Origin of the sequence: Polaribacter sp. PL03, assembly GCF_033875165.1 — a bacterium.
Taxonomy (GTDB): Bacteria; Bacteroidota; Bacteroidia; order Flavobacteriales; family Flavobacteriaceae; genus Polaribacter.
The window spans coordinates 94392-121163 of record NZ_JAWZSV010000007.1; the positions used below are offsets into that span (position 1 = coordinate 94392).

The window sequence follows — 26772 nt, forward strand, 5'->3', positions numbered from 1 at the left end:
AAAAAAGTATATTTTTACAAATTAAAGGCTAAAAAATAATATATGTCTGAAGGCAAAACAACGAGGCTTAATAAGGTTTTAAGAGAATTAAATATTTCTCTAGATAGAGCAGTAGAATATTTAGCAGATAAAGGTCATGAAATAGAATCTAGACCAACTACTAAAATTTCTGGTGATGTCTATCAGGTCCTGCTAGATGGTTTCCAAACAGATGCTAGTAAAAAAGCTGCATCTAAGGAAGTTGGTGAGGAAAAGCGAAAAGAAAAGGAAGCAATTCGTGCAGAACTAGAAGCTAAGCAAGAGAGTAAAAGAGCAGAAGACGCTAAAAAAGAAGAAGTTCTTAAAGCAAAAGCCAAAAAATTAGAAGTTAAAACTATTGGTAAAATAGATATTGACAATCTTGGTAAGCCTGTTCTTAAAAAAGAAGAGGTAAAAGAAGTTGAAACTAAAGTTGAAGCTCCTGTGATAGAAACTCCAAAAGTAGAGACTCCTGTAGTCGAAACTCCAAAGGTTGAAGCACCAAAAGAGGTTGTTGCTGATGCTCCTGTTGCTAAAGAAGAAAAACCAGTTATTAAAGAAGTTAAGGTTGAAAAACCAATTTCTTTAGTAGAAAAGGAAGCTTCTAAAGTAGACAAGAAAGTTGATGGTAAAAAAGATCTATCTAAACCAGAAGGAAAGGTTGAAGAGGTTACTGCTGAAAATGCAGAAACTATTAAAACTCAATACAAGAAGTTAGACGGACCAAACTTTACAGGTAAGAAAATTGATTTAAAACAATTTGAAAAGCCTAAAAAGAAAAAGCCAGAAGCTAAAAAAGATGCAGCGTCAGATCCAAGGAAAAAACGTAAACGTATTGTAACTAAAGTTGGAGCTCCTGGAAGCAGAACAGCAAACAGAGCACCAAATAGTAGAGCAGGAAACGGAAGAGGTCCTTATAATAAAGGAGCTAGAGGAAACGTAAGGCCAGCTGCAAACGTTAAAAAAGAAGAACCTACAGAAGCAGATATTCAGAAGCAAGTAAGAGAGACCTTAGAAAAACTTCAAGGAAAATCTTCTAAAGGTAAAGGTGCTAAATATAGAAGAAACAAAAGAGATGCTCGTAGAGAACATTCTGATGCAGAATTAGAAGCACAAGCTTTAGACAACAAAATCTTAAAAGTAACAGAGTTTGTTACTGTAAGTGAAGTTGCAACAATGATGGATGTTCCAGTAACAAATATCATTTCTGCTTGTATGTCTTTAGGTATGATGGTAACAATGAATCAGCGTTTAGATGCAGAAACATTAGTTATTGTTGCAGAAGAATTTAACCACAAAGTAGAATTTGTAGGAGCAGAAGTAGAAGAGTCTATAGAAGAAGTAATAGATAAGCCAGAAGATTTAGAAACTCGTGCACCAATTATTACGGTAATGGGTCACGTAGATCATGGTAAAACATCTTTGTTAGATTATATTAGAAAAGCAAATGTAATTGAAGGCGAAAGTGGAGGAATTACGCAACATATTGGTGCGTATTCTGTAAACGTAGGTGATCAAAAAATTGCTTTCTTAGATACACCTGGTCACGAGGCTTTTACAGCAATGCGTGCACGTGGTGCTCAAGTAACAGATTTAGTTATTATTGTAGTAGCAGCAGATGATGATGTGATGCCACAAACAAAAGAAGCAATTTCGCATGCACAAGCAGCAGGAGTTCCTATTATTTTTGCAATTAATAAGATAGATAAACCAAATGCGAATCCAGATAATGTGAAAACACAATTATCTCAAATGAATTTGTTGATTGAAGAATGGGGTGGAAGTATTCAGTCTCAAGATATATCAGCGAAAACAGGAGAAGGTATTCCAGAATTATTAGAAAAAGTTTTATTAGAAGCTGAAATTTTAGAATTAAAAGCAAATCCTAATAAGAATGCAGTTGGAGCAGTTGTTGAAGCCTTATTAGATAAAGGTAGAGGATATGTTTCTACGATATTAGTACAAGCAGGAACTTTAAAAATTGGAGATTACTTGTTAGCAGGTAAACACAGTGGTAAAGTAAGAGCAATGTTCGATGATAAAGGAAACAACTTAAAAGTTGCGAAACCATCAACACCAGTATCTATTTTAGGTTTAGACGGTGCGCCGCAAGCAGGAGATAAATTTGTAGTATTCGACGATGAGAGAGAAGCGAAACAAATTGCTTCTAAGAGATCTCAATTACAACGTGAGCAATCTGTAAGAACTCAGAAAACATTAACATTAGCTGAGATTGGACGTAGAATCGCGTTAGGAGACTTTAAAGAATTAAATATTATCTTAAAAGGAGATGTAGATGGTTCTGTAGAAGCATTAACAGATTCTTTCCAGAAATTATCTACAGAAGAAATTCAAGTTAATATTTTACACAAAGGTGTTGGAGCTATTACAGAAAGTGATGTGTTATTAGCAACAGCTTCAGATGCAATTATTGTTGGTTTTAATGTAAGACCACAAGGAAATGCAAGAGTAGTTGCAGATAGAGAGGAAGTAGATATTAGAACATATTCTATTATTTATGATGCAATTAATGACCTTAAAGATGCAATGGAAGGAATGTTATCTCCTGAAATGAAAGAAGAGGTAACAGGTAATGTTGAGATTAGAGAGGTTTATAAAATTTCTAAAGTTGGTAACATTGCAGGTTGTATGGTTATGTCTGGTAAAATCTTTAGAGATTCTCAAATTAGAATTATTAGAGACGGTATCGTTGTACACGATGGAACTCTTACAGCTTTAAAGCGATTTAAAGATGACGTTAAAGAAGTAGCTAAAGGATATGATTGTGGTGTTCAAATTAAGAACTATAATGATATTGCAGAAGGCGATTTAATTGAAGCTTACAAAGAAGTAGCAGTAAAAAAGAAGTTGAAATAGACTTTTTATTATATAAAGTAAAAGCCGAAATTCTTATGAATTTCGGCTTTTTTTATGATGTAATTTAAGTAGTTGTAATGTGTTTTAAATACTAATTGAATTACTTACCCATTGGAATAACAATAGTGCCAGAGAATTCTTTCTTAAAGATTAAATTAGCCCTATCTGCTTCTAGTTTTGTTTTATAGTTTCCTACTTGTACCTTCCATTCAGGGTTGTTGTAAACTAGTTTTGTAGAAACTCTAGGGTATAATACTTTAAACCTTGCATGTTTGCTTTTTGCAGACCTTTCGTTTCCGTAATAAATCTGAATACTATATCCATAACCTACAGTTTTATTATAACTTCTCTTTTTTTTAAGTAAAATTTTTACTTCTTTGCTGCTATTTGTTGTGTTTTGAGAACTCAAAGTGCCAAAACTAGCAAGTAAACAGAACAAAAATCCCCTTAAAAACAATGTGTTTTTCATAATCTAAAATGTTTCTGCAAAAATAACGACTTGCTAAAGAATAAATTGAGTCTTTTCCTTATTTAGAATTATTATAAATTGATATTTAAGATTCTATTAGCTTTTCAAAATTTAGCAATATGTAGTACTTTTGTAGAACTGTTCAGAAAGCGTTTTTTGAACGAATTTATACACAATACTAAAATTATAGTTTGTAAATATGAAAAGTGTAGCATCGCATAGTAGACTAAGCTCAGTACTTCTAAAAAGTCTTACATTACTTTTGTTTTTTGCTTTCAGCATATCTTCTTATTCTCAAGAAGTAGATGAGGCTCGTCAAAAAGAAGGAAAAAAACTATTTAAATCTTTATGTGCTTCTTGTCATAAGTTAGACAAGAAACTAGTAGGACCAGCGTTAGGTGGTGTCGAAGAACGTAGAGAGAATTCTTGGTTAAAATCATGGATTCACAATAATGCCGAATTTCAGAAGGTAAATGCAGAAGCAGCTGAAGCAGCACAATACAGTGCAACAGCTATGAATGCTTTTCCTCAGTTAACAGATAAAAACATCGATGATGTTTTGTATTATACAACTGTGGGTGAAATTAAAAAAGCACCAGCGGCAGGAGAAGTTGTTGTAGGTGGTCAAGTATTAGAAAAAAGTGGAGCTCCAGGTTGGTTAATCTATTTTCTAGCAGCAGCTATAGTTGTTGCCTTTTTAATGATTGCTAATTTGTTGAAACAAGTAAGTGAATTAAAAGGAAATAAAAAACCAGGTGTTCAATCGAACCTAAGAAGAGATCTTCAAGAATTATGGGTTGGTGTTAAGAAAAATACTTTCTTAAAAGTGTTGGCAACAATATTTTTAGTGCTAGTTGGTATTTATTTTGTTTTTGGAACATTATTTACGGTTGGTGTAGATCAAGGTTATCAACCAATTCAGCCAATAGCTTTTTCTCACAAAATTCACGCAGGTGATAATAAGATAGATTGTCAATATTGTCACTCGTCTGCAAAACATAGTAAACATTCTGGAATACCTTCAGTAAATGTTTGTATGAATTGTCATAAAGCGATTTCAGAAGTTGCAGAAGGAACAGAAATTAACTGGAATGGACAAACTTATGGTAAGGAACAGTTAGATCAAGAAATAGCTAAGGTATATGATGCTGCTGGTTGGGATGCTGATGAATTAGTTTATACAGGTAATGAAAAGCCTGTAAAATGGATTCGCATCCATAATTTACCAGACTTTGCATATTATAACCACTCACAACACGTAACTGTTGCTGGTGTTAAATGTCAGAAATGTCATGGACCAGTAGAGGAGATGGATGAAATGTATCAATATTCTCCATTAACAATGGGTTGGTGTATTGATTGTCATAGAGAAACAAATGTAGATTTAAAAGGGAATGAATATTATGCTAAGATTCACGAACAATTAGCTGAAAAATACGGAGTAGAAAAAGTTACTATTTCTCAGTTAGGTGGATTAGAATGTGGTAAATGTCATTACTAATTAAAGAGTTAAAAGATTCAAAAATTAAAAGATAGTTAGAATTGTTTTAGATATTCTAAAGTCTTTCAATCATTAAATAAAAAAGTATAAATGGCTTCAAACAAAAAATACTGGAAAAGTGTTGAAGAACTAAAAGGTAGTTCTGTTGTTGAAACGCTGGGTAAAAATGAATTTGTAGAGAATATTCCTACAGATGATTTTTTAGGTGATAAAGAAACACTTGAGAATTCTTCTACTTCACGTAGAGATTTCTTGAAATATGTAGGCTTTACAACAGCGGCAGCTTCATTAGCAGCTTGTGAAGGACCGGTTATTAAATCGATTCCTTACGTTGTAAAACCAAACGATATTATTGCAGGTGTTGCAGATTGGTATGCTACTTCTATGGCAGATGGTTTTGACTTTGCAAACGTGTTAGTTAAAACACGCGAAGGACGTCCTATTCAAATAATGCCTAATAAAGAAGCAAACGGAACAACAAGTGCTAGAGTTCAAGCAGCTGTTCTTTCTTTGTATGATGAGAAATTACGTTTAAAGGAACCAACTAAAAATGGTGATGCTATTTCTTGGAGCGATGCTGACAAGGAAATAGGACAAAAATTAAATGATTTTAAAATAGCTGATAAGAAGGTTGTTTTATTAACAGGTACAATGGCAAGCCCATCAACAGATAAAATTGTTGGTGAATTCTTAGCGACATACCCAAATGCAAAACACGTTATTTATGACGCAATTTCTGAAGCAGCAGCAGCAGATGCATTTGAAACTATGTTTGGTAGAAGAGCTTTACCTAATTATAAGTTAGAAAACGCAGAAACAATTGTTTCTTTTGGGGCAGATTTCTTAGGAGATTTTCATGGAGGTTTCGAAAAGGCTTATATTAATGGTAGAAAACCTGAAACAGGTAAAATGTCTTACCATGTTCAGATAGAAAGTAATATGTCTCTTTCTGGAGCAAATGCAGATAGACGTTTGGTTGCAAAACCATCTGATGTTGTTTTTGCTTTATTAAACTTATATAAGGAAATTACTGGTGTTTCAGTAACTTCTAATGCAACACCTATAGATTCTGAAATTAAGAAGCTTGCAAAAGCGCTTAAAAAAGCTGGTTCTAATGGAGTTGTAATGACAGGTGTTAATGATGTTAACGCTCAGTTAATTTCTTTAGCTATAAACAAAGCTTTAAATAGTACTATTTTAGATAGTAATAATTCATTAAACATCCGTCAAGGAAACTTTGAAGAAGTTCAAAGTTTAGTTTCAGATATGAAATCTGGACAAGTTGGTGGTATTTTAACTATAAATGTAGATCCTTCATATTCATTACCTAATGCTACTGAATTTACAGAAGCTTTAAAAAATGTTGATTTAAAGGTTGCTTTATCTGTTGAAAATAATGAAACTGTTAACGCAATGGAATATGCATTACCAGCACCTCATTTTTTAGAGTCTTGGGGTGATACTGAGTTTTCAGAAGGAAATTTTGGATTAGTTCAACCAACAATTCAACCATTATTTAAAACGCGTCAAATTCAAGATACGTTATTAAAATGGTCTGGAAGTTCAACTTCTTATTACGATTTCTTAAAATCTTTCTGGTCTACAGATGTTTTAGATGGTGCTTCATGGAATAAAGCTTTGCATAATGGTTTTTATACTAGAACTATTTCTACCACTAACATCATAGAGGGTTTAAAAGAAGTTTCAATTACAGATGTTGCAACTAAATTAAAGAAAAGTACAACTGCTTCAGCAATGGAGTTGAATTTATATACTAAAACAGGTTTAGGAGATGGTAAACAAGCGAACAATCCTTGGTTACAAGAATTTCCAGATCCAATTACAAGAGCTTCTTGGGATAACTATTTAACTATGTCTATGGCAGATGCTAGAGACTTAGGTTTTTCTAATCCTGTAAAAGATAATGGAGCAATTAATGGTGATTATGCTAAAGTAACTATAAATGGTGTTGATGTAGTTGTTCCAGTGATGGTTCAACCTGGTCAAGCTAAAGGTTCTGTAGGTTTATCATTAGGTTTTGGTAAAACGTTCGGTTTAAAAGAAGAAATGCAAGTTGGTGTTAATGCTTATCCTTTGTATAAAGGAGGTAATAATATCCAATATAATGTAGTTATAGAAAAAGTATCTGGTACGCATAAGTTTGCTTGTACACAAGTACAAAAAACAATTGCTGGTCGTCATGATATTTTAAAAGTTGCTACTTTAAAAGAATATAACACTGTAGCGCCTAAAGACCATCATCATGGTTGGAATAAGCCTGCATATGTGTCTTATGATCATAAAGAAGTTGAAGCAAAAACAATTGATTTATGGGATGAGCATAATAGAGAAGTAGGACATCACTTTAACTTATCTATAGATTTAACATCTTGTACAGGTTGTGGAGCATGTGTAGTTGCATGTCACGCAGAGAACAACGTGCCTGTTGTTGGTAAGAATGAGGTTAGAGTTGGTAGAGATATGCACTGGTTGCGTATTGATAGATATTACTCTTCGGAAGTTGAAACTCGTGAAGAGGCTAAAGAAATGGGCTTAAGCGGAGGAGATTTATATAGAGCTTTAGAAACTGAAGCTGAAAATCCTGAAGTTACTTTTCAACCAATGATGTGTCAACATTGTAATCATGCTCCTTGTGAGACTGTTTGTCCTGTTGCTGCAACATCACATGGTCGTCAAGGTCAAAATCAAATGGCATACAACAGATGTGTAGGTACAAGATATTGTGCAAACAACTGTCCTTATAGAGTTCGTAGATTTAACTGGTTTAATTATTCAAATAATAACGAGTTTGATTTTAATATGAACAACGAATACGGTAAAATGGTGTTAAATCCAGATGTTGTAGTTCGTTCTAGAGGAGTTATGGAGAAATGTTCTATGTGTATTCAAATGTCACAAGCAACAATTCTTAAAGCGAAGAAAGAAGGCCGTAAAGTAAATGTAGATGAATTCGAAACAGCTTGTTCATCAGCTTGTACTACAGGAGCTATGGTTTTTGGAGACGTTAATAATAAAGAAGATCAAGTAGCTGCGTTAGCAGAAGATAAAAGAGCTTACAATGTATTAGATTACCTTCAAACGAAGCCTAATGTGATATATCAAGTAAAAGTAAGAAATACAAACCAAGCGTAATTAAACTTTAAGATATAAAAATATGTCTCATTACGAAGCACCCATAAGGGAACCTTTAGTATTAGGTGATAAAAGTTACCATGATATTACCGAAGATATTGCAAAACCTATAGAAGGCGCAGCAAATAAAAACTGGTACATCGCATTTTATATTTCTTTAGCAGCAATGCTATGGGGATTTGGGTGTATATTTTACACAGTAGGAACTGGTATTGGAGTTTGGGGATTAAACAAGAACATTGGATGGGCTTGGGATATCACAAACTTTGTATGGTGGGTAGGTATTGGTCACGCAGGAACTTTAATTTCGGCGGTACTTTTATTATTCCGTCAAAAATGGAGAATGGCTATTAACCGTTCTGCAGAAGCAATGACAATTTTTGCCGTTTTTCAAGCAGGATTGTTTCCAATTATTCACATGGGACGTCCATGGAATGCATATTGGGTATTACCTGTACCAAATCAATTCGGATCATTGTGGGTGAATTTTAACTCACCTCTATTATGGGATGTATTTGCAATTTCAACATATTTATCTGTTTCATTAGTTTTCTGGTGGACAGGTTTATTACCAGATTTTGCAATGATTAGAGATAGAGCTGTAAAACCTTTTCAAAAGAAAATATATGCTTTGTTATCTTTTGGTTGGTCTGGTAGAGCAAAAGATTGGCAACGTTTTGAAGAAGTATCTTTGGTACTTGCTGGTTTAGCAACACCATTAGTACTTTCTGTACATACAATTGTATCAATGGATTTTGCAACATCAATTAATCCAGGTTGGCACTCAACAATCTTCCCTCCTTATTTCGTAGCAGGTGCAATATTTTCAGGATTTGCAATGGTACAGACGTTATTAGGAATTATGAGAAAGGTTACGAATCTAGAAGACTACATTACTCGTATGCATGTTGAATACATGAATATTGTAATTATCTTAACTGGTGGAATTGTAGCTGTAGCTTATGCAACAGAATTCTTTATCGCTTGGTATACTGGTTCTCCTTACGAAAACTATACTTATTTATCCGTAGGTGCTGCAACAGGACCTTATGCTTGGGCATTTTGGTCATTGATAACTTTCAATATTATTACACCTCAGTTATTATGGATTAAGAAATTTAGAAGAAGTTTTACTATTACTTTTATTATATCGATAGCGATTAATATTGGTATGTGGTTTGAACGTTTCGATATTATTGCTATTGTTTTAAGTAAAGGTCATTTACCTTCTACTTGGTGGCGTTTTGAACCAACTTTTGTAGATGTTGGTATCTTTATAGGAACAATAGGTTTTTTCTTTGTATTATTCTTATTGTATGCAAGAACTTTTCCTGTAATTGCACAAGCGGAAGTTAAAACAATTTTAAAATCTTCAGGTGAATTTTACAAGAAGAGAAGAGAACAAGGAATACCTTCTAAACCAGCAATTGTTGTTACAAGTGCAGTAGGTAACAAGGATAATTCTGATAACAATTTAAACGGATAATTATGGAAGCATCAAAAGTTATTCATGCGTTTTATACAGATGATGAAGTTTTGTTAGACGCAGTAAAAGCTGTAAAAGCAGAACACCATCACATCGAAGAGATATTTTGTCCTTTTCCAGTACACGGACTAGACAAAGCAATGGGATTAGCACCTACAAGATTAGCTATTACAGCTTTCTTTTATGGTATTACTGGTTTGGCTTTCGCTATTTGGATGACAAATTATATTATGATAGAAGATTGGCCACAAGATATTGGTGGTAAACCAAGTTTTTCATGGATGGAAAATATGCCAGCATTTGTACCAATTATGTTTGAATTAACGGTATTTTTCGCTGCCCATTTAATGGTTATTACTTTCTATATGAGAAGTAGAATCTGGCCATTTAAAGATGCAGAAAACCCAGATCCTAGAACTACAGATGACCATTTTTTAATGGAAATTCCAGTTCATAATAATGAAGAAGCTTTAACTTCTTTATTAGCAAAAACAGGAGCTGTAGAAATTAATGTAGTAGATAAGCACTAATATATTAGATGATGAAGAATTTTAAATTAATTATCGCACTAGTAATCATTACAAGTATAGTTTCTTGTAATGATAAGAAAACAAGGCAAGTACAATATATGCCAGACATGTATGTATCTTTACCTTATAATGCTGATAGCTCAGAAGGCCTTGGAGGTAATCCTGTAAATAGTAAACCAGTTGCTGGTACTATACCAAGAGGAGGAACTCCTGCTTATGATATTCCTGACACTATAGAAGGATATGATATTGCTAAATCAGAACTAAAATCTCCATTAGTTAAGAATGAGAAGAATTTAGATAATGGTAAGAAGATGTATAATATTTATTGTATCTCTTGTCATGGTAAAAAAGGAGATGGTAATGGGTACTTATCAGTTGCAGAAAAATTTGCAGGAATACCTAATTATAAAGATAGAGATATTACAGAAGGAAGTATTTATCATGTACTAATGCATGGTAAAAACTTAATGGGTTCTCACTCATCTCAATTAACATACAATGAACGCTGGCAAATTGTTCAGTACGTTGAAGTTTTAAGAGCAGATTTGTTAAAATAAAATACAAAAAGAAAGAATACGAAAGATATGTATCAATTCTCAGGTAAATTAAAGACATTCTCATTAGCACTAATTATTATTGGTGTAGTAGGAATAGCATTCAGTTTTTATAGTGGTTCTCAAACGACTATAGAAGATGCTAAACATCTAATTGAAGCGTCAACGAATGATGGTCATGGAAGTTCTCATGGTGAATCAGGAAAAGAAGCTCATTCAACGGAAGCTCCAAAAGCAGATCATACAGTATCTGGTGAGCATCACGGTGATGAAAATGTAGATAAAACAATGAGTGGGCATGGTGCTCATGATGATGATTCTCATGCAGAACATGTTTTACATCAATTACAAAATAGACCATGGTCTGCATTTTATGTAGCATTGTTCTTCTCTTTAGGTATTACATTGCTTGTATTAGTTTTTTATGCTATACAAAGAGTTGCACAAGTAGGTTGGTCTGTTGTTTTATTAAGAGTAATGGAAGCTATTACTGCTAACTTACTACCTGTTTCTATCATAATGATATTTGTTGTTATAGCATCAGTTATGCATTGGAATCATATGTTTCCTTGGATGGCAGATGGTACTGTAGATCCTGAGAGCGCTAATTATGACCCTATTGTAGATGGTAAATCTTGGTGGATGAATACTACTGGTTTTGTTATAAGAAGTATTTTTTATCTTTTAGTTTGGAATGCTTACCGTTTCTTTATCAGAAAAAGTTCTATTAAAGAAGATACGGCTAACGATGGTAATAAAACATACAAGAAAAATTATAATGCTTCTGTTATATTTTTATTCTTGTTTATGATTACTGAATCTATGATGTCTTGGGATTGGATTATGGGATTAGATCCACATTGGTTTTCAACACTATTTGCATGGTACGTTTTAGCTACTTTATTAGTTAGTGCTTTAACTGTTATCGCTTTTTTCACAATCTTTTTACGTTCTAAAAATGCTTTACCTGGTGTAAATGATAGTCATATTCATGATTTAGCTAAATTTATGTTTGGTTTCTCAGTATTCTGGACTTATTTATGGTTTGCACAATTTATGCTAATTTGGTATGCTGATATTCCTGAAGAAACGACTTATTTTGTTGCTAGATTTACAGAATACAAATTACCTTTCCTCGGAATGGTAGTAATGAACTTTGCTTTTCCAATTTTACTATTAATAAATAGTGATTTTAAAAGTAAGCCTTGGTTTGTATTTATTGGAGGATTTGTAATTTTAGCGGGTCATTATATAGATGTTTTCATCATGGTTATGCCATCTACAGTAGGTGGAAATTGGTTCTTTGGAATTCCTGAAATTAGTGCATTATGTTTCTTTGTAGGATTATTAATCTACACAACTCTAAATGCCTTTTCTAAAGCGAATCCTACACCAAAAGGAAATCCTTTCTTAGAAGAGAGTGAACATTTCCATTATTACAATATAGAACATACAGGAGAAGGATCATCTGATCATTAATAAATAATTCAATTAAAATAATTAAGACAAGATAAATATGCTAGCTCTATTTTATATTTTTATAGGTGTTGCAATCGGTGTAAGTGTTTGGCAGATTACTAGAATCATGGATTTTAGAAGTTCTATTGCTAACGATAAAGATAACGCTGCACAAGGGAAATTTGCTATTGGTTTTATGGCTTTTCTATATGCAATGATGATTTATTGTTTAATCTTCATGAATGTGGTAATGTTACCAGAATCTGCTTCTATTGAAGGAGAACATGATGATAACTTATTCGATATTACATTTTGGTTAATAGGTATTGTACAATTCATAATGCAATTCTTAATCTTTTATTTCACTTTTAAGTACAGAGGAAATAAAGATAGAAAAGCAAAATTTTATGCAGATAGTCATAAGTTAGAGTTCATTTGGACGGTAACACCAGCAATAGTACTAGTTGTTCTAATTGGTTATGGTTTATGGCAATGGAATAATGTTATGGATTTATCTGATGAAGATGAAGCGATTGTTATCGAAGTTTATGCACAACAATTTAACTGGAAAGCACGTTACGCTGGGGCAGATAATGCATTAGGTTTAGGTAATGTAAACTTTATTAAAGGTATCAACACAATGGGTGTAGATATGTCTGATAAGAATGCTGTTGATGACAAACAAGTAACAGAGCTTTACTTACCTAAGGGTAGAAAAATTCACTTTAAATTTCGTTCGCAAGACGTATTACACTCTGCTTATATGCCTCACTTTAGAGCACAAATGAATTGTGTTCCTGGTATGGTTACAGAATTTGGTTTTACTCCTAAGTATACTACTTTAGAAATGAGAGATCAACCAGAAGTAATTGAAAAGGCTATAGGAATTAACAAAATAAGAAAATCTAAAGGAGAGGATCCTTATATATTTGATTATTTATTGTTATGTAACAAAATTTGTGGTGCATCTCACTATAACATGCAAATGAAAATTACTGTTGTAGAGCAAGATGAATACGATAAATGGTTATCAGAACAACCAACATTAGCTGAAGTTATTAAATAAATTATTATAAAAAATACTACAAATAAGTAAGATTATGTCAGATCATCATCATAAAGAAACTTTTGTAACTAAATATATTTTTAGTCAAGATCATAAAATGATCTCGAAGCAGTTCTTAGTAACTGGTATGTTTATGGGAATTATTGCCGTTTTAATGTCAATGTTATTCCGTTTACAACTTGCGTGGCCAGATACATCATTTTCAATTGTTGAAGCCTTTTTAGGTTCTCATCAAACTGATGGAATAATGGATCCAGATATCTACTTAGCATTGGTTACAATACACGGTACTATTATGGTATTCTTTGTATTAACAGCTGGTTTAAGTGGTACTTTTTCAAATTTATTAATTCCATTGCAAATTGGGGCAAGAGATATGGCTTCAGGATTCCTTAATATGGTTTCTTATTGGTTATTCTTTTTATCTAGTGTTGTTATGGTTATCTCTTTATTTGTAGAAGCGGGACCAGCATCTGCTGGTTGGACTATTTATCCACCTTTAAGTGCATTACCACAAGCGATACCAGGTTCTGGTATGGGGATGACTTTGTGGTTAGTTTCTATGGCAATATTTATTGCGTCATCTCTAATAGGTGCATTAAACTATATCGTAACAGTTTTAAATTTACGTACAAAAGGGATGAAAATGACAAGATTGCCATTAACAATTTGGGCATTCTTTATTACAGCAATTATTGGTGTAGTTTCTTTTCCTGTATTATTATCTGCAGCTCTATTATTAATTTTTGATAGAAGTTTTGGAACATCATTTTACTTATCAGATATATTTATATCTGGAGAAGTTTTACATTATCAAGGTGGTTCACCTGTTTTATTTGAACACTTATTTTGGTTCTTAGGTCACCCAGAGGTTTATATTGTATTATTACCTGCACTAGGTATTACATCAGAAATTATATCAACAAATGCTAGAAAACCAATTTTTGGTTATAGAGCAATGATTGGTTCTATTATAGCAATTGCATTCCTATCTACAATTGTTTGGGGTCACCATATGTTTATTTCAGGTATGAATCCTTTCTTAGGATCTGTATTTACATTTACAACTTTACTAATTGCAATTCCTTCTGCAGTAAAAGCATTTAACTATATTACTACCCTATGGAAAGGTAATTTACAGTTAAACCCTGCAATGTTATTTTCCATTGGTTTGGTTTCTACATTTGTAACTGGAGGTTTAACAGGATTGGTTTTAGGAGATTCTGCTTTAGATATTAATATTCATGATACTTATTTTGTAGTTGCTCACTTTCACTTAGTTATGGGTGTATCTGCAATCTTTGGTATGTTTGCTGGTGTGTATCACTGGTTTCCAAAAATGTATGGTAGAATGATGAATAAAACATTAGGTTATTGGCACTTTTGGTTAAGTATTATTTGTGCTTACGGTGTTTTCTGGCCAATGCATTTTATAGGTTTAGCAGGTTTACCACGTAGATATTATACGAACACAAACTTTCCTATGTTTGACGATTTAACAGACATAAATATTGTTATTACAATATTTGCTTTGGTTGGTGGTTTTGCTCAAATATTCTTTATAGCAAACTTCTTCATCTCTATGTACAGAGGTGAAAAAGCAACACAAAATCCTTGGAAATCTAATACATTAGAATGGACAACTCCTGTAGAGCATGTTCATGGTAATTGGCCTGGTAAATTACCAGAAGTTCATAGATGGGCTTACGATTATAGTAAACGTGTAGATGCTAATGATGATGATAGTGATTATCTTCACGGTAAAGATTTCGTACTACAGACAACTCCTTTATTAGACGGTGAAGAACCATCATAAAGATTAAGATATTTTATAAAAACCTTTCCAATTTGGAAAGGTTTTTTGTTATGTAACAAAACTTACAAATAGGTAATCTAAATTCATTTATCTTTGTATTATGAATGAAAACTTAAATCCTGAAAATGATAATTTATCTAATGAAGAATTAGACGTAGAAAAAAAATTACGTCCATTATCTTTTGATGATTTTACGGGTCAAGATCAAGCAATTGATAACTTAAAGGTTTTTGTAGAAGCAGCGAATCAACGAGATGAAGCATTAGATCATACCTTATTTCATGGGCCTCCTGGTTTAGGAAAAACAACACTTGCCCATATTCTTGCAAATGAATTACAGGTAGGTATAAAGGTTACTTCTGGTCCTGTATTAGATAAACCTGGTGATTTAGCAGGTTTATTAACAAACTTAGATGAACGTGACGTCTTGTTTATAGATGAAATTCACCGTTTAAGTCCTATTGTAGAAGAATATTTGTATTCTGCAATGGAAGATTATAAGATTGATATTATGATTGAATCTGGTCCTAATGCCAGAACAGTTCAAATCAACTTAGAACCATTTACTTTAATTGGTGCTACAACACGTTCAGGATTATTAACAGCTCCTATGAGAGCTAGATTCGGAATTAGCAGTAGACTGCATTATTATAAAACAGATTTATTAACTACAATTATACAAAGAAGTGCTCAAATCTTAGGAGTACCTATTTCTATGGAATCTGCAATTGAGATTGCAGGTAGAAGTAGAGGAACGCCTAGAATAGCCAATGCTTTACTTCGTAGGGTAAGAGACTTTGCACAAATTAAAGGTGATGGAACTATTACTATAGAAATTGCTAAGTATGCTTTAAAGGCTTTAAATGTTGATGCTCATGGTTTAGATGAAATGGATAATAAAATACTTATTACCATTATAGATAAATTTAAAGGAGGACCTGTTGGTATCTCTACAATTGCAACTGCTGTTAGTGAAAATACCGAAACAATTGAAGAAGTATATGAACCTTTCTTAATTCAGCAAGGTTTTATTATGAGAACACCTAGAGGAAGAGAAGTAACAGAATTAGCATATAAACATCTAGGAAGAACAAAGGGTAAAAATCAAGGGGAATTATTTTAAACACTATTCTCTAAATTTTGAGTGTATAATAAATGAATATTAAAAAGATAATACCTATTTTAGAATGGTTACCTAACTACAATTCATCACTTTTTAAAGGTGATTTAATTGCTGGTTTAACTGTTGGTATTATTTTAATTCCTCAAGGAATTGCATATGCATTAATTGCGGGTCTACCGCCAATTTATGGCTTATATTGTGCATTGGTACCACAAGTTATGTACGCTGTTTTTGGTTCTTCTAGGCAAGTAGCAATTGGTCCTGTTGCCATGGATTCTTTAATTGTTGCTACAGGTGTTTCTACTTTAGCGTTAGCGGGTTCAGAAAGTTATATTTCCATTGCTATTTTATTAGCATTAATGGTTGGTGCCATCCAATTTATAATGGGAGTTTTTAGCTTAGGTTTTATAGTTAATTTTCTTTCGAAACCTGTTATTACTGGTTTTACATCTGCAATCGCTTTAATTATTGGTGTTAATCAATTTAGAAATTTATTAGGAGTAGATTTTATTCAAAGCGATCAAATTCAATTTATTATTCTAGATATTTTGCATCAAATAGGTGGTTTTAATTATCATACTTCTATTATCGGTTTAATTTCTGTAATAGTAATTATTATTTTTAGAAAGATAAATAAGAAGATTCCTAATGCATTATTTGTAGTAGTTTTAGGTATTCTTGTTATGAAATACTTTGGAAGTAGCTTTGGAGACGTTTCTATTGTTAGAGACATTCCTTCTGGTTTACCCAAATTTGGAATACCGAGTTTTGATTTAGATCAAATTAAAGAGTTGTTACCAATTGCATTAACATTAGTAATGGTTGGTTATTTAGAAACTATTTCTATTGGTAAATCATTAGAAGCAAAACAAGATGAATATAGAATAAGACCTAATCAAGAATTAATTGCATTAGGTTTAAGTAACATGGTAGGTTCTTTTTTTAAAGCTTATCCTACAACTTCTAGTTTCTCTCGTTCTGCAATTAACCAAGAAAGCGGAGCAAAAACAGGTATGGCAGCTTTAATATCTGTTGTTATGGTTGTTATTACATTACTATTTTTAACACCATTATTTTATCATTTGCCTAAAACAGTATTAGCAGCAATTATTATAGTTGCCGTTTTTGGTTTGGTAAATTTTAAAGAAGCTAATTTTCTATGGAAAGCAAATAAGTTAGATTTCTGGCTAATGCTTGCTACTTTTTTAGCAACATTATTGTTAGGAATAGAATATGGAATAATTGTAGGTGTTGGTTTGTCTTTAATTATATTGATTTTTAGAACTTCTAGACCTTATGTAGCAGAATTGGGTAAAGTACCAAACTCTAATTTTTACAGAAATAAAGATAGATTCGAAGAAGTTATAATTAATGAAGATGTATTAGTTTTTAGATTTGATGCACAGTTGTTTTATGCAAATTCAAGCTACTTTAGAGATAAGTTAGATTACTTGGTTTGTAAAAAAGGAAGTGCCTTAAAGCTAATTGTGTTAGATGCCGAAAGTATAAATAGAGTTGATAGTACAGGTGTAGAAATGCTAAAAGAACGTATTAAATATTATCAAAAGAAAGGGATACTTTTTTATTTTGCAGGAGTAAAAGGCCCTGTTAGAGACGATTTATTTAGAAGTGGTGTTTTAGATATTATAGGTTTACATCATTTTTTCATGCGACCTAATCAAGCTGTTAAATTCTATAAAACAGGTGATAAAACTCACCAAGAAAAATATGCGAAATATATTCATCAAGCATATCAATAATTAAAAGTAAATCTTATTTTTTGTTAATAGAAGTTTAATTAAACTTTTTAATAATATTTAAGATTAAAAAAAACTGACAAATATCATTTACTTAAATAGGAGTATTTTGTTATTTTGAAGTTTATAAAATGAAGAACAGATTATGATAATAGAACAAATTTATACTGGTTGTTTAGCGCAAGGAGCTTATTATATTGAAAGTAATGGTGAAGTTGCTATTATAGATCCATTAAGAGAAGTACAAGATTATATAGATAGAGCTGCTAATAATAATGCGAAAATTAAATATATTTTCGAAACCCATTTTCATGCAGATTTTGTTAGTGGTCATGTAACTTTAGCAGAAAAAACCGGAGCAGAAATTATTTATGGTCCAACTGCTAAAACAGATTTCGACGCTATTATAGCAAAAGATAATGAGGTTTTTAAAGTGGGTGATATTACAATAACTGTTTTACACACTCCTGGTCATACAATGGAAAGTTCTTGTTATTTGTTGAAAGATGAAAACGGTAAAAATCACGCTCTTTTTAGTGGAGATACACTTTTCTTAGGTGATGTTGGTAGACCCGATTTAGCACAAAAAAGCGATGTTACAGAAAAGGATTTAGCAGGTTTTTTATTTGATAGCTTAAGAAATAAAGTAATGCCACTTGCAGACGACGTAATTGTTTATCCTGCTCATGGTGCAGGTTCTGCTTGTGGAAAAAATTTAAGTAAAGAAACTATTGGTACAATTGGTAATCAAAAAGAGACCAATTATGCACTAAGAGCAGACATGACAAAAGAAGAATTTGTAAAAGAAGTAACAGACGGTCTGTTGCCGCCACCTGCATATTTTCCTTTAAATGTAAAGCTAAATAAAGAAGGTTATAAATCTATAGACGAAGTTTTAGAAAATAGTGCAAAACCTTTATCTGTAGAAGCATTTGAAATTCATGCAAATGAAACAAATGCATTAATACTAGATGTTCGTCATCAATCAGAATTTATAAAAGGTTTTATACCACAATCTATATTTATAGGCTTAGGAGGTACTTTTGCGCCTTGGGTTGGCGCATTAATTAAAGACATTAAACAACCAATTTTATTAGTAACACCAGAAGGAGAAGAAGAAGCAACAATTATACGTTTGTCTAGAGTTGGTTTCGATAATGTTTTAGGTTATTTAAAAGGAAGTTTTTCTTCTTGGCAAGAAGCAGGCAAAGAAATTGATACTTTAGAGTCTATTTCTGCTGATGTTTTAGAAGAAAAAATAAAAGATAAAATGCCTGTTTTTGATGTTAGAAAACCTGGTGAATTCTCTAGTGAACACATTAATGTTGCAGAAAGTACTCCTTTAGATTTTTTAAACAATCATATTTCAGAATTTCCAAAGAAAGGAAAATTTTATGTTCATTGTGCTGGTGGATACCGATCTGTAATAGCAGCTTCTATATTAAAAGCGAGAGGTTTTCATAATGTAGTAGATGTAGCTGGTGGTTATGCTGCAATTAGAAATACAACTATAGAAAGAACAGCAGTAGTTTGCCCATCAACATTAAAATAAGAACTATGAAAAATATTTTATGTTTTGTATTGATGAGCTTCTTTTTTATAAATTGTAGTTCAAAAGATGAAATAAGAACAATAACTACAAAAGATTTAAAAGTCTTATTAGAAAAAGATAGCATTCAATTATTAGACGTTAGAAGTCCTACAGAAGTGAATGAAGGATCAATAAAAACAGCCTTTTTTGCTAATTATTTTGATGCGGATTTTTATAGCAAAGCATCTAAGCAATTAGATAAAACAAAACCTGTTTATTTATACTGTAGAACAGGAAACAGAAGTAGCAAAGCTTCAATAATTTTAAAAGAGAAAGGTTTTAATGTTGTAAATGTCATAGGAGGATATAACCAATGGCAAAACGAAAATTAAATATTATGAAAATAGAAATTGAAATAGAAAACTTAAAATGTGGTGGTTGTGCTGCAACAATAAAAAAAGGATTGTTAAGCTTAGATTCTATAAAAGAAGTTGATGTTAATGTAGATAAATCTATTGTTTCTATAACATCTGAAGTAGATAACTTATTATTAGTAAAAGAAAAACTATCTAAATTAGGCTATCCAGAAGTAGGAGATAAAAATACAATAGTTCACAAAGCAAAATCTTTTGTTAGTTGCGCTGTTGGTAGAATAGATTCATAAATAAAAAAAGCGAGCTTTAAGCTCGCTTTTTTATTTATGATTTTTTTTTAACTTTATAAATAAATTATATTTCTCTATCCTAAGTAAGTTCTTAGCATTTGTGTTTTAGATTTAGACTGTAAACGTAGAATAGCTCTTTGTTTTACTTGTCTAACACGTTCTCGTGTTAAATCGAATTTTTCTCCAATCTCTGTTAAGCTAGATTCTGGTTCATCTCCAATACCATAAAACATTTTTATAACCTTTGCCTCTTTAACAGTAAGCGTATTTAAGGCTCTATCAATTTCAAACTTTAAAGATTGCTTCATTAATTCATTATCAGGCTTTGGCGAATCGTTTCCTTGTAAAACATGATACATGCTAGAGTTTTCTCCTTCTATCAAAGGAGCATCCATAGAAACGTGTCTTCCAGAGTTTTTTAAAGACTGTTCTACTTCAGTCTCAGACATGTCTAATTGCTTAGCAATTTCTTTATTTGTAGGCATACGTTGCTCATCTTGTTCTAAACGAGCGTATATTTTTCTAATTTTATTAATACTTCCTATTTTATTTAAAGGCAAACGTACAATTCTAGACTGTTCTGCAAGTGCAGACATTATAGATTGGCGAATCCACCAAACCGCGTAAGAAATAAACTTAAAACCTCTAGTTTCATCAAAACGTTTTGCAGCTTTTACTAAACCTAAGTTCCCTTCATTAATTAAATCTGATAGCTTTAATCCTTGTCCTTGGTATTGTTTTGCAACAGATACAACAAACCTTAAATTTGCGCTTACAAGTGCATCTAATGCCCTAGTATCTCCTTTTTTTATTTTCAAAGCTAATTCTACTTCTTCATCTGCAGTAATAAGCCCAATTTTACTAATTTCTTGAAAATATTTTTCTAAAGATTTTGCATCACGATTGGTTACTTGTTTTACAATTTTAAGTTGTCTCATATGTGTATTGGGGTTTTAAAGATTAAATGAACGTAGATAGTTCTTAAGAGAAATAAGTTCTAGTAGAACAATGGAAGGCTAAATGAAGTAATGAGAATTAGAAAACAGAAAGAGTGAATTCTCTCAATAGATAAAAATCAATATGATTAATTCTTGTGTTTTTATTTGTGAAGACAGTAGTGTTTCTCATCGATTTTTAATATACGAAAAAACGAGCGATTTTCCAAAGAAAACGCTCGTTTTATTAGTTTATTAACTAAAATCAATCAAAAATGATTAAAAATTGACGGTTTTTTAAAATTTCAATGAAACACCAACTAAGAAGTTTCTTGTTGCTTGTGGGTAATAACCTGCACCATCTACAGTTGTAGTAACGCCTGCATTAGACCAAGTATCATCAAAAGTATAGTAATAGCCTCTGTCTACATATTCTTTATTAAAAATATTATTTACTAAAGCAGAAAATACAATAGATTTAAATATTTTGGTTGGTTTTATTTCATAAACTACGTTAAAGTCAGATGTAAAGAAACTATCTAGAACGTCATTATCTGAAATAGCGCTACTAAAATTACTCATAAATTGTTTACCTACATATTTAGATAAAAATGAGAATTGTAAATTTTCTAATGGTTTATATGTAAAAATATTTCCTACAACAACATCTGGTGAAAAAGACAAATCGGTTTTACCTAAAGCCTGTGGTTCTGCAACACCATCTCTTGTAATAAAGAAGCTTCTATTTTTGTTAGAACTAAAAGCAGCATTTGGTCTAATAGAGAAATAGTCATTTAAACGAATATCTGCATCTATTTCTAAACCTAATCTATAACTACTACCAGAAGTTGCTCTTACTGGCGCACCAACATCATCTAAAGCACCAGTTAAAACTAACTGATTCTTATAATCCATATAATAAATATTGGTATTTAATTTTATGTTTTCAGATTTTAATCTCCAACCAAATTCTAAATCATTTAATGTTTCATGAGTTGTTACTCCGTTTTCAAAATCGTTTCTATTTGGTTCTCTATTAGCAACTGCAAAAGAAGTATATAAGTTATTATTCTTATTAATTTTATAAGTTAACCCAAACTTAGGGTTAAAAAAGCTAAAGTTGGCATCTACATCTATTGCTTTTCTTTTAGATGTTAAACCAGCTGTTTGATAACCAACAAATCGTCCTTGTAAATCTACATAACCAGCTAATTTATCTGAAATATCAAACGTTGCTTTTGCGAATAAAGAGAAATCTGTTTTCTTTGCATCAGAAAAATAATATTGATCTCTAATATTTACATTTGGTGCTAAATCTTCACCCCAAATAATTTCGCCAAAATGTTTACCAGTATAATTAGAGTAAGAAACTCCGGTAATAAGATTTATTTTATCTGTTTTGTAATTTGTATTAAAATTAAAAACATAAAAATCATTTTCTAGCCAACGTCTAACAATTACATCACTACCATCAACAATTAAATTATTAAAGTCTTCAGCATCTTCTTCCTCTTTAAATTGTTCAAAAAAACCAGAACCTTTAGTATAGTTTAAAGCAATATTTGTAGACCAATTATCATTTAACTTTTCGTTCCAATGTAATTGATAATGATTTTGGTTATAATCATCTACTTCGTTTTCATAAGTATAAGGGTTTTGTCTTCTATCTTCCTTTAATTGATCTATTGTTAAACCTTCCCAAGCTTGGTAAGTTTTCTCTTTTCCGCCAAAAGTAATCGCTTTAATAAGCGTATTTTCATCGGTATAACTTCCTTGTAAATAATAAGATTTTAAATCTGCAAAAGCTCTATCTACATAACCATCAGAATAAATATTAGACAAACGTCCTGCTACTTCTATGTGATCGTTAATTTTTCCAGTACTAAATTTTACTGTATGTTTTCTTGTGCCAAAAGACCCAAAAGAATTATTAATTTCTGCAGAAGCATCTTCAGAAACAGCGTCTGTTAAAATATTTAAACTAGCACCAAAAGCACCAGAACCGTTTGTAGATGTACCAACACCACGCTGCAATTGTAAATTCTGAGTAGAAGAAGCAAAATCACCTAAATTAACCCAAAAAGAACCATGACTTTCAGCATCGTTATAAGGAATTCCGTTTACGGTAACATTAATACGTTCGCCATTAGAACCACGAACACTCATATAAGTATAACCAACACCAGTACCAGCATCAGACGAAGAAACTACGTTTGGTAAATAATTTAATAATACAGGTATATCTTGTCCTAAATTACGTTTTGCAATTTCTTTTTTAGATAAATTAGAAAATGTAACAGGCACATCTGCATTTACACGAACAGCAGAAACTAAAACCTCTTCTAAAACAGTAGAGCCAGTTTGTAATTCAATAACATATTCTTCATCTTTAGAAAGTGTAATTTTTTCAGATATAGTAGTGTAACCTATAAAAGAAACTTCAACCGTATAAGATCCTTTTTGTAAGTTAATACTAAAGTTACCATCAAAATTTGTAGATGTTCCTTTTTTAATTTCCTTAACAAAGACAGAAGCTCCAGCTAATGGTTGTTTGTTTTTGTCTACAACTTTTCCAGAAAGAGTATAGGATTGGGCGTTTGCAAGAATACTTACAAATAAGAATAAAAAAATAGTAATTTTTTTCATTTTAAAAATTTAAAACGAATAAAAAGAGGTAATTATTCTTGTATTTTGAATAATTGGTTTCATCATTACAAAGAGTTTACAACAAAGTAATCTCTAAATCCTTGTAAAGATGTTCGATTTCCCTAAACAGCATTATCTGTTCTAGGTTCATTGGGTATGATCTCAGCTTTTTAAAGCACCCCTTTATGAGAACGCAGCAAAATTAAGTTAGATTTCTGACATAGAAAACAACAAACGTCTTTTTTTTAAGAAGCTATTTCCTGCTTTCACTACTCGCTTTTTTTATCCTAAAAAGGACTAAAAAAGAGCTCAAACAAACCGTTCAATCAGGGCTAAACTTGTCTATGTAATTATCTATTTCACTAAAATAAAATTTATTTTAATCTAGTTTTGGCTTTTTTCTAAGTGCTTTTTTTACAGAAGTTCTTTTTTTAGTTTCTACCCTTCTTTTTATAGCACCTTTGCTAGGTTTTGTTTTCCTTCTTATTTTAGGACGAATTAAATTCGTTTTTATCAATGCTAAAAAACGTTTAATAGCAAGTTCTTTATTTCTGTGTTGAGAGCGTGTTTCTTCACAAAAAAGAATGAGCACATTTTCTTTTGTAAGTTTGGATAAAAGTTTTGTTTTTAAAAGTTCTTTTTCATTTTCAGAAACAGCAAGCGAATTCTCTAAATCGAAACTTAATTCAATTTTAGAAGACGTTTTATTTACATGTTGCCCGCCAGCGCCAGAACTTCTGGTTGCTTTAAAATTAAGTTCTCTTATAAGTATTTCTGTATGCATCTTAATTATTTAATAATCATAAGAATTACCAAAATCACCTGTATTTTGATGTAAGAAATGCATGTCTAAGTCTTGTAAAGAATCTGAAAATGAATGTAAATCTTTTTTATTAGCAATAATTTTATTTATGGCTTCCGTAGCGTTTTTTAAACGAGTTTCTTTATCACCTTTTAATAGAATATAAGGTCTTTTATTGTCTATTAAAGATTTTTCGAAAGCATTAAACATTTCTAAACGTTGTCCAGGTCTGTCTCTTAAATCGTCTTCTTCCCAAGGCGTATCAATGTACGTTAACAGATATAAGTCATATTTATTTTTGCTTGCCGCTTCGTTTAGTCTTTCATCAACAAAACCACCATAAAACTCTTCAGAATATACTTTGGTTTCTAATAAATCTGTATCGCAAATTAGAATTTTATCTGCTTTTTTTGCTAAAGAATTTTCTAATTTCATTTGCCCTATTGCAATAGGAAGCAAATCTTCTTTCTCACAAGTTTTACGCTCGTTATTCCATTTATCTTGTAAGTATTCACGGGCAAATTCAGGAGCCCAAACAGTACTGTAATAACGTGCTAAATGACGAGAAAGTGTAGTTTTACCTGAAGATTCTGGCCCAAATAAAACAACTTTTACGATGTTAATTGGGTCTTGTTTAAGTTCTTTTTCCATGCTAAATAGCCAAAAATGGCAATAAAAGTAAATATTAAATATTGAAAACTAGTAAAAGTAAATCCCTTGTAAAAGTATAAAGGAGCAGAAATAATATCTCCAATAATCCAATAAATCCAGTTTTCTATTTTACGTTTTGCCATTAACCACATACCAACAAAGAAAATTGCGGTTGTAATTGTATCTACATAAGCTGTCCAACTTGTCCATTTTTCAAAATAAGTATATACAGCAAAAACAAAAATAAGTGTTGTTAGAAAGATGAGAATACTTTGCTTTTTTTCTTTTAAAGTTGTTCTAGTAATAGGTGTTTCATTTTCTCCATCACTTTTATATGTCCAAATATACCAACCATAAACACTCATTATAAAATAATATGCGTTAATCATCATATCACCTAAAAGTTCCCATTTTACAAGAAGATACACAAAAATAAGAGTGCTTACCATACCAGTAGGAAAAACCCAAATTTTATTTTGCTTAGAATACCAAACAGACAAAAATCCAAATATTACGGCAATAATTTCTAAAACAATATCTATTGTTTCATATGTTTTGTATTGTCCAAAAAGGGAATCAATAATTTCTAACATTTTGTTTTATTTGAATATGTAAATGTAATCTTTTCTGTTTTTATTAGTGAAGGCAAAATTTATAATTCATTTAAAAACTACTTAAAAAACACAACTACTGTCATTTCGACCTTTTTGGAGAAATCCCATAAGATGGTTGGTGCTGTGTTATCCCTGTTATGTGATTCCTCCTATCGTCGAAATGACAAGTTTGTGGTTTTGTGTTTAGTTATCTCGTTATGTGATTTCTCCTATCGTCGAAAAGACAATTGTTGGGGTTTCTTTTTGTTGAGTTTTGCTGCACTCAGTTTTGTCATTTCTACCTTTTGGGAGAAATCCCATAAGGTTTGGTTAGTGTTGCGTTATCCCTGTTATGAGATTTAACCTAGTGTTGAAAAGACAAACAAGAATAAATATTATAGCGTATTATTTTTTAAGTTGATTAAAAAACGTTTCATCATCTTCGAAAGCAGTACCAATAACCACTAAATCTGCGCCAGCATTAAAAGCATTTTCTAATTGAGTTTTAGAACGAATACCGCCACCAACAATTAAAGGAATAGATAAATTATTTTTCACAAGAGTGATAATATTATGGCTGACAACCTCAGTTGCTCCGGAACCGGCTTCTAAGTAAATTAATTTTTTACCAGAAAATTCGCCAGCTAAAGCAGTGTTTAAAATGAGTTCTGTGTTTTCTTGAGCAATTGGTTTTGTGTTGCTTACTTTTTGGGTAGCTGTATCTTTTTTCCCATCAATTAATATATATCCTGTAGAAATAACTTCTAAAGAAGAATTCTTTAAAAACGGAACACTTTTTATTTGCTGTTCAATTAAATACTCTGGGTTTCTACCAGAAAGTAAACTTAAGAATAGAATTCCGTCTGCTTTTTGTGAGATTTGCGAAACATCACCAGGAAAAAGAATAACAGGTAAATGCGTTGTTTTTTTAATTGCGGCAACAACTTTATCTGTTAGATTGTCTTTATCTGTGCTTCCACCAACAAAAATATGAGTAGTTATAGATTGGTGTACTTTTTCAAAAAATACGGAAATATTTTCTAAATTTATTTTTTCAGGATCTATTAGAACTGCAAGTAGTTTTTTGCCCTCTTTTTTTGCAGATAAAATGTTTTGGTAGCTATTCACGATAGCGAAAA

At 31.5% G+C, this 26772-nt stretch carries 21 protein-coding genes and 1 riboswitch; of the genes, 14 read left to right on the forward strand and 7 right to left on the reverse strand.

The features are described 5' to 3' along the window. Positions 1 to 42: 42 nt before the first annotated feature. On the forward strand, positions 43 to 2895 hold the full coding sequence (gene infB / locus SHK09_RS14245) for a translation initiation factor IF-2 (protein ID WP_319811457.1): 2853 nt from the start codon (positions 43 to 45) through the stop codon (positions 2893 to 2895). Between the two features lie 100 nt (positions 2896 to 2995). Here the strand turns inward: infB and SHK09_RS14250 are convergent, their stop codons facing one another. Then, entirely contained in the window at positions 2996 to 3364 is a 369-nt protein-coding gene (locus tag SHK09_RS14250) for an SPOR domain-containing protein (RefSeq protein ID WP_319811458.1), read from the reverse strand. 199 nt (positions 3365 to 3563) lie between these two features. On the opposite strand from SHK09_RS14250, the gene SHK09_RS14255 reads away from it, so the two are divergent. From SHK09_RS14255 to SHK09_RS14315, 13 genes are all read left to right on the forward strand, one after another. Next, positions 3564 to 4865: a cytochrome c3 family protein gene (locus SHK09_RS14255; protein ID WP_319811459.1), complete on the forward strand. Its 1302-nt coding sequence runs from the start codon at positions 3564 to 3566 to the stop codon at positions 4863 to 4865. 90 nt (positions 4866 to 4955) lie between these two features. Further along, positions 4956 to 8018, forward strand: a complete 3063-nt coding sequence (locus SHK09_RS14260; RefSeq protein ID WP_319811460.1) for a TAT-variant-translocated molybdopterin oxidoreductase — start codon at positions 4956 to 4958, stop codon at positions 8016 to 8018. Between the two features lie 22 nt (positions 8019 to 8040). Then, positions 8041 to 9504 carry an NrfD/PsrC family molybdoenzyme membrane anchor subunit gene (gene nrfD, locus SHK09_RS14265; RefSeq protein WP_319811461.1) on the forward strand — a complete coding sequence of 488 codons (1464 nt, stop codon included), beginning with the start codon at positions 8041 to 8043 and terminating at the stop codon, positions 9502 to 9504. Between the two features lie 2 nt (positions 9505 to 9506). Continuing rightward, positions 9507 to 10034, forward strand: coding sequence for a DUF3341 domain-containing protein (locus SHK09_RS14270; RefSeq protein ID WP_319811462.1), 528 nt, complete (start codon positions 9507 to 9509; stop codon positions 10032 to 10034). Between the two features lie 11 nt (positions 10035 to 10045). Then, positions 10046 to 10594, forward strand: coding sequence for a cytochrome c (locus tag SHK09_RS14275; protein WP_319811463.1), 549 nt, complete (start codon positions 10046 to 10048; stop codon positions 10592 to 10594). A 27-nt stretch (positions 10595 to 10621) separates the two neighbouring features. Next, the gene (locus SHK09_RS14280; protein ID WP_319811464.1) at positions 10622 to 12070 is read left to right on the forward strand and encodes a quinol:cytochrome C oxidoreductase; all 1449 of its coding nucleotides are present in this window, start codon (positions 10622 to 10624) and stop codon (positions 12068 to 12070) included. A gap of 37 nt (positions 12071 to 12107) precedes the next feature. Continuing rightward, positions 12108 to 13115: a cytochrome c oxidase subunit II gene (locus SHK09_RS14285; RefSeq protein WP_319811465.1), complete on the forward strand. Its 1008-nt coding sequence runs from the start codon at positions 12108 to 12110 to the stop codon at positions 13113 to 13115. Positions 13116 to 13149: 34 nt separating this feature from the next. Further along, a complete protein-coding gene (locus SHK09_RS14290) occupies positions 13150 to 14931 on the forward strand; it encodes a cbb3-type cytochrome c oxidase subunit I (protein ID WP_319811466.1) in 1782 nt (593 codons plus the stop codon). Positions 14932 to 15031: 100 nt separating this feature from the next. Beyond that, a complete protein-coding gene (gene ruvB, locus SHK09_RS14295) occupies positions 15032 to 16054 on the forward strand; it encodes a Holliday junction branch migration DNA helicase RuvB (RefSeq protein ID WP_319811467.1) in 1023 nt (340 codons plus the stop codon). Between the two features lie 32 nt (positions 16055 to 16086). Continuing rightward, entirely contained in the window at positions 16087 to 17814 is a 1728-nt protein-coding gene (locus SHK09_RS14300; RefSeq protein WP_319811468.1) for a solute carrier family 26 protein, read from the forward strand. A 142-nt stretch (positions 17815 to 17956) separates the two neighbouring features. Next, positions 17957 to 19363 (forward strand): MBL fold metallo-hydrolase, encoded by a 1407-nt coding sequence (locus tag SHK09_RS14305; protein ID WP_319811469.1) that lies wholly within the window; start codon positions 17957 to 17959, stop codon positions 19361 to 19363. Positions 19364 to 19368: 5 nt separating this feature from the next. After that, the gene (locus SHK09_RS14310) at positions 19369 to 19734 is read left to right on the forward strand and encodes a rhodanese-like domain-containing protein (RefSeq protein ID WP_319811470.1); all 366 of its coding nucleotides are present in this window, start codon (positions 19369 to 19371) and stop codon (positions 19732 to 19734) included. Positions 19735 to 19739: 5 nt separating this feature from the next. Continuing rightward, the gene (locus tag SHK09_RS14315) at positions 19740 to 20006 is read left to right on the forward strand and encodes a heavy-metal-associated domain-containing protein (protein ID WP_319811471.1); all 267 of its coding nucleotides are present in this window, start codon (positions 19740 to 19742) and stop codon (positions 20004 to 20006) included. A gap of 74 nt (positions 20007 to 20080) precedes the next feature. Here SHK09_RS14315 and SHK09_RS14320 read toward each other — a convergent pair whose 3' ends face one another. The 6 genes from SHK09_RS14320 to SHK09_RS14345 form a co-directional block, all read right to left on the reverse strand. Beyond that, positions 20081 to 20944, reverse strand: coding sequence for an RNA polymerase sigma factor RpoD/SigA (locus tag SHK09_RS14320; protein ID WP_319811472.1), 864 nt, complete (start codon positions 20942 to 20944; stop codon positions 20081 to 20083). Between the two features lie 294 nt (positions 20945 to 21238). Next, positions 21239 to 23587, reverse strand: coding sequence for a TonB-dependent receptor (locus SHK09_RS14325; RefSeq protein ID WP_319811473.1), 2349 nt, complete (start codon positions 23585 to 23587; stop codon positions 21239 to 21241). A gap of 102 nt (positions 23588 to 23689) precedes the next feature. Beyond that, positions 23690 to 23780: riboswitch (TPP riboswitch) on the reverse strand. 186 nt (positions 23781 to 23966) lie between these two features. Further along, a complete protein-coding gene (arfB, locus tag SHK09_RS14330; protein WP_319811474.1) occupies positions 23967 to 24371 on the reverse strand; it encodes an alternative ribosome rescue aminoacyl-tRNA hydrolase ArfB in 405 nt (134 codons plus the stop codon). Between the two features lie 9 nt (positions 24372 to 24380). Next, entirely contained in the window at positions 24381 to 25040 is a 660-nt protein-coding gene (locus SHK09_RS14335; protein WP_319811475.1) for an ATP-binding protein, read from the reverse strand. Then, complete coding sequence (gene pnuC, locus SHK09_RS14340) at positions 25001 to 25633, reverse strand: nicotinamide riboside transporter PnuC (protein WP_319811476.1); 633 nt, start codon at positions 25631 to 25633, stop codon at positions 25001 to 25003. The genes SHK09_RS14335 and pnuC overlap by 40 nt, the downstream gene beginning before the upstream one ends. Positions 25634 to 26038: 405 nt before the next feature. After that, positions 26039 to 26764, reverse strand: coding sequence for a geranylgeranylglyceryl/heptaprenylglyceryl phosphate synthase (locus SHK09_RS14345; RefSeq protein WP_413774286.1), 726 nt, complete (start codon positions 26762 to 26764; stop codon positions 26039 to 26041). Positions 26765 to 26772: the final 8 nt, after the last annotated feature.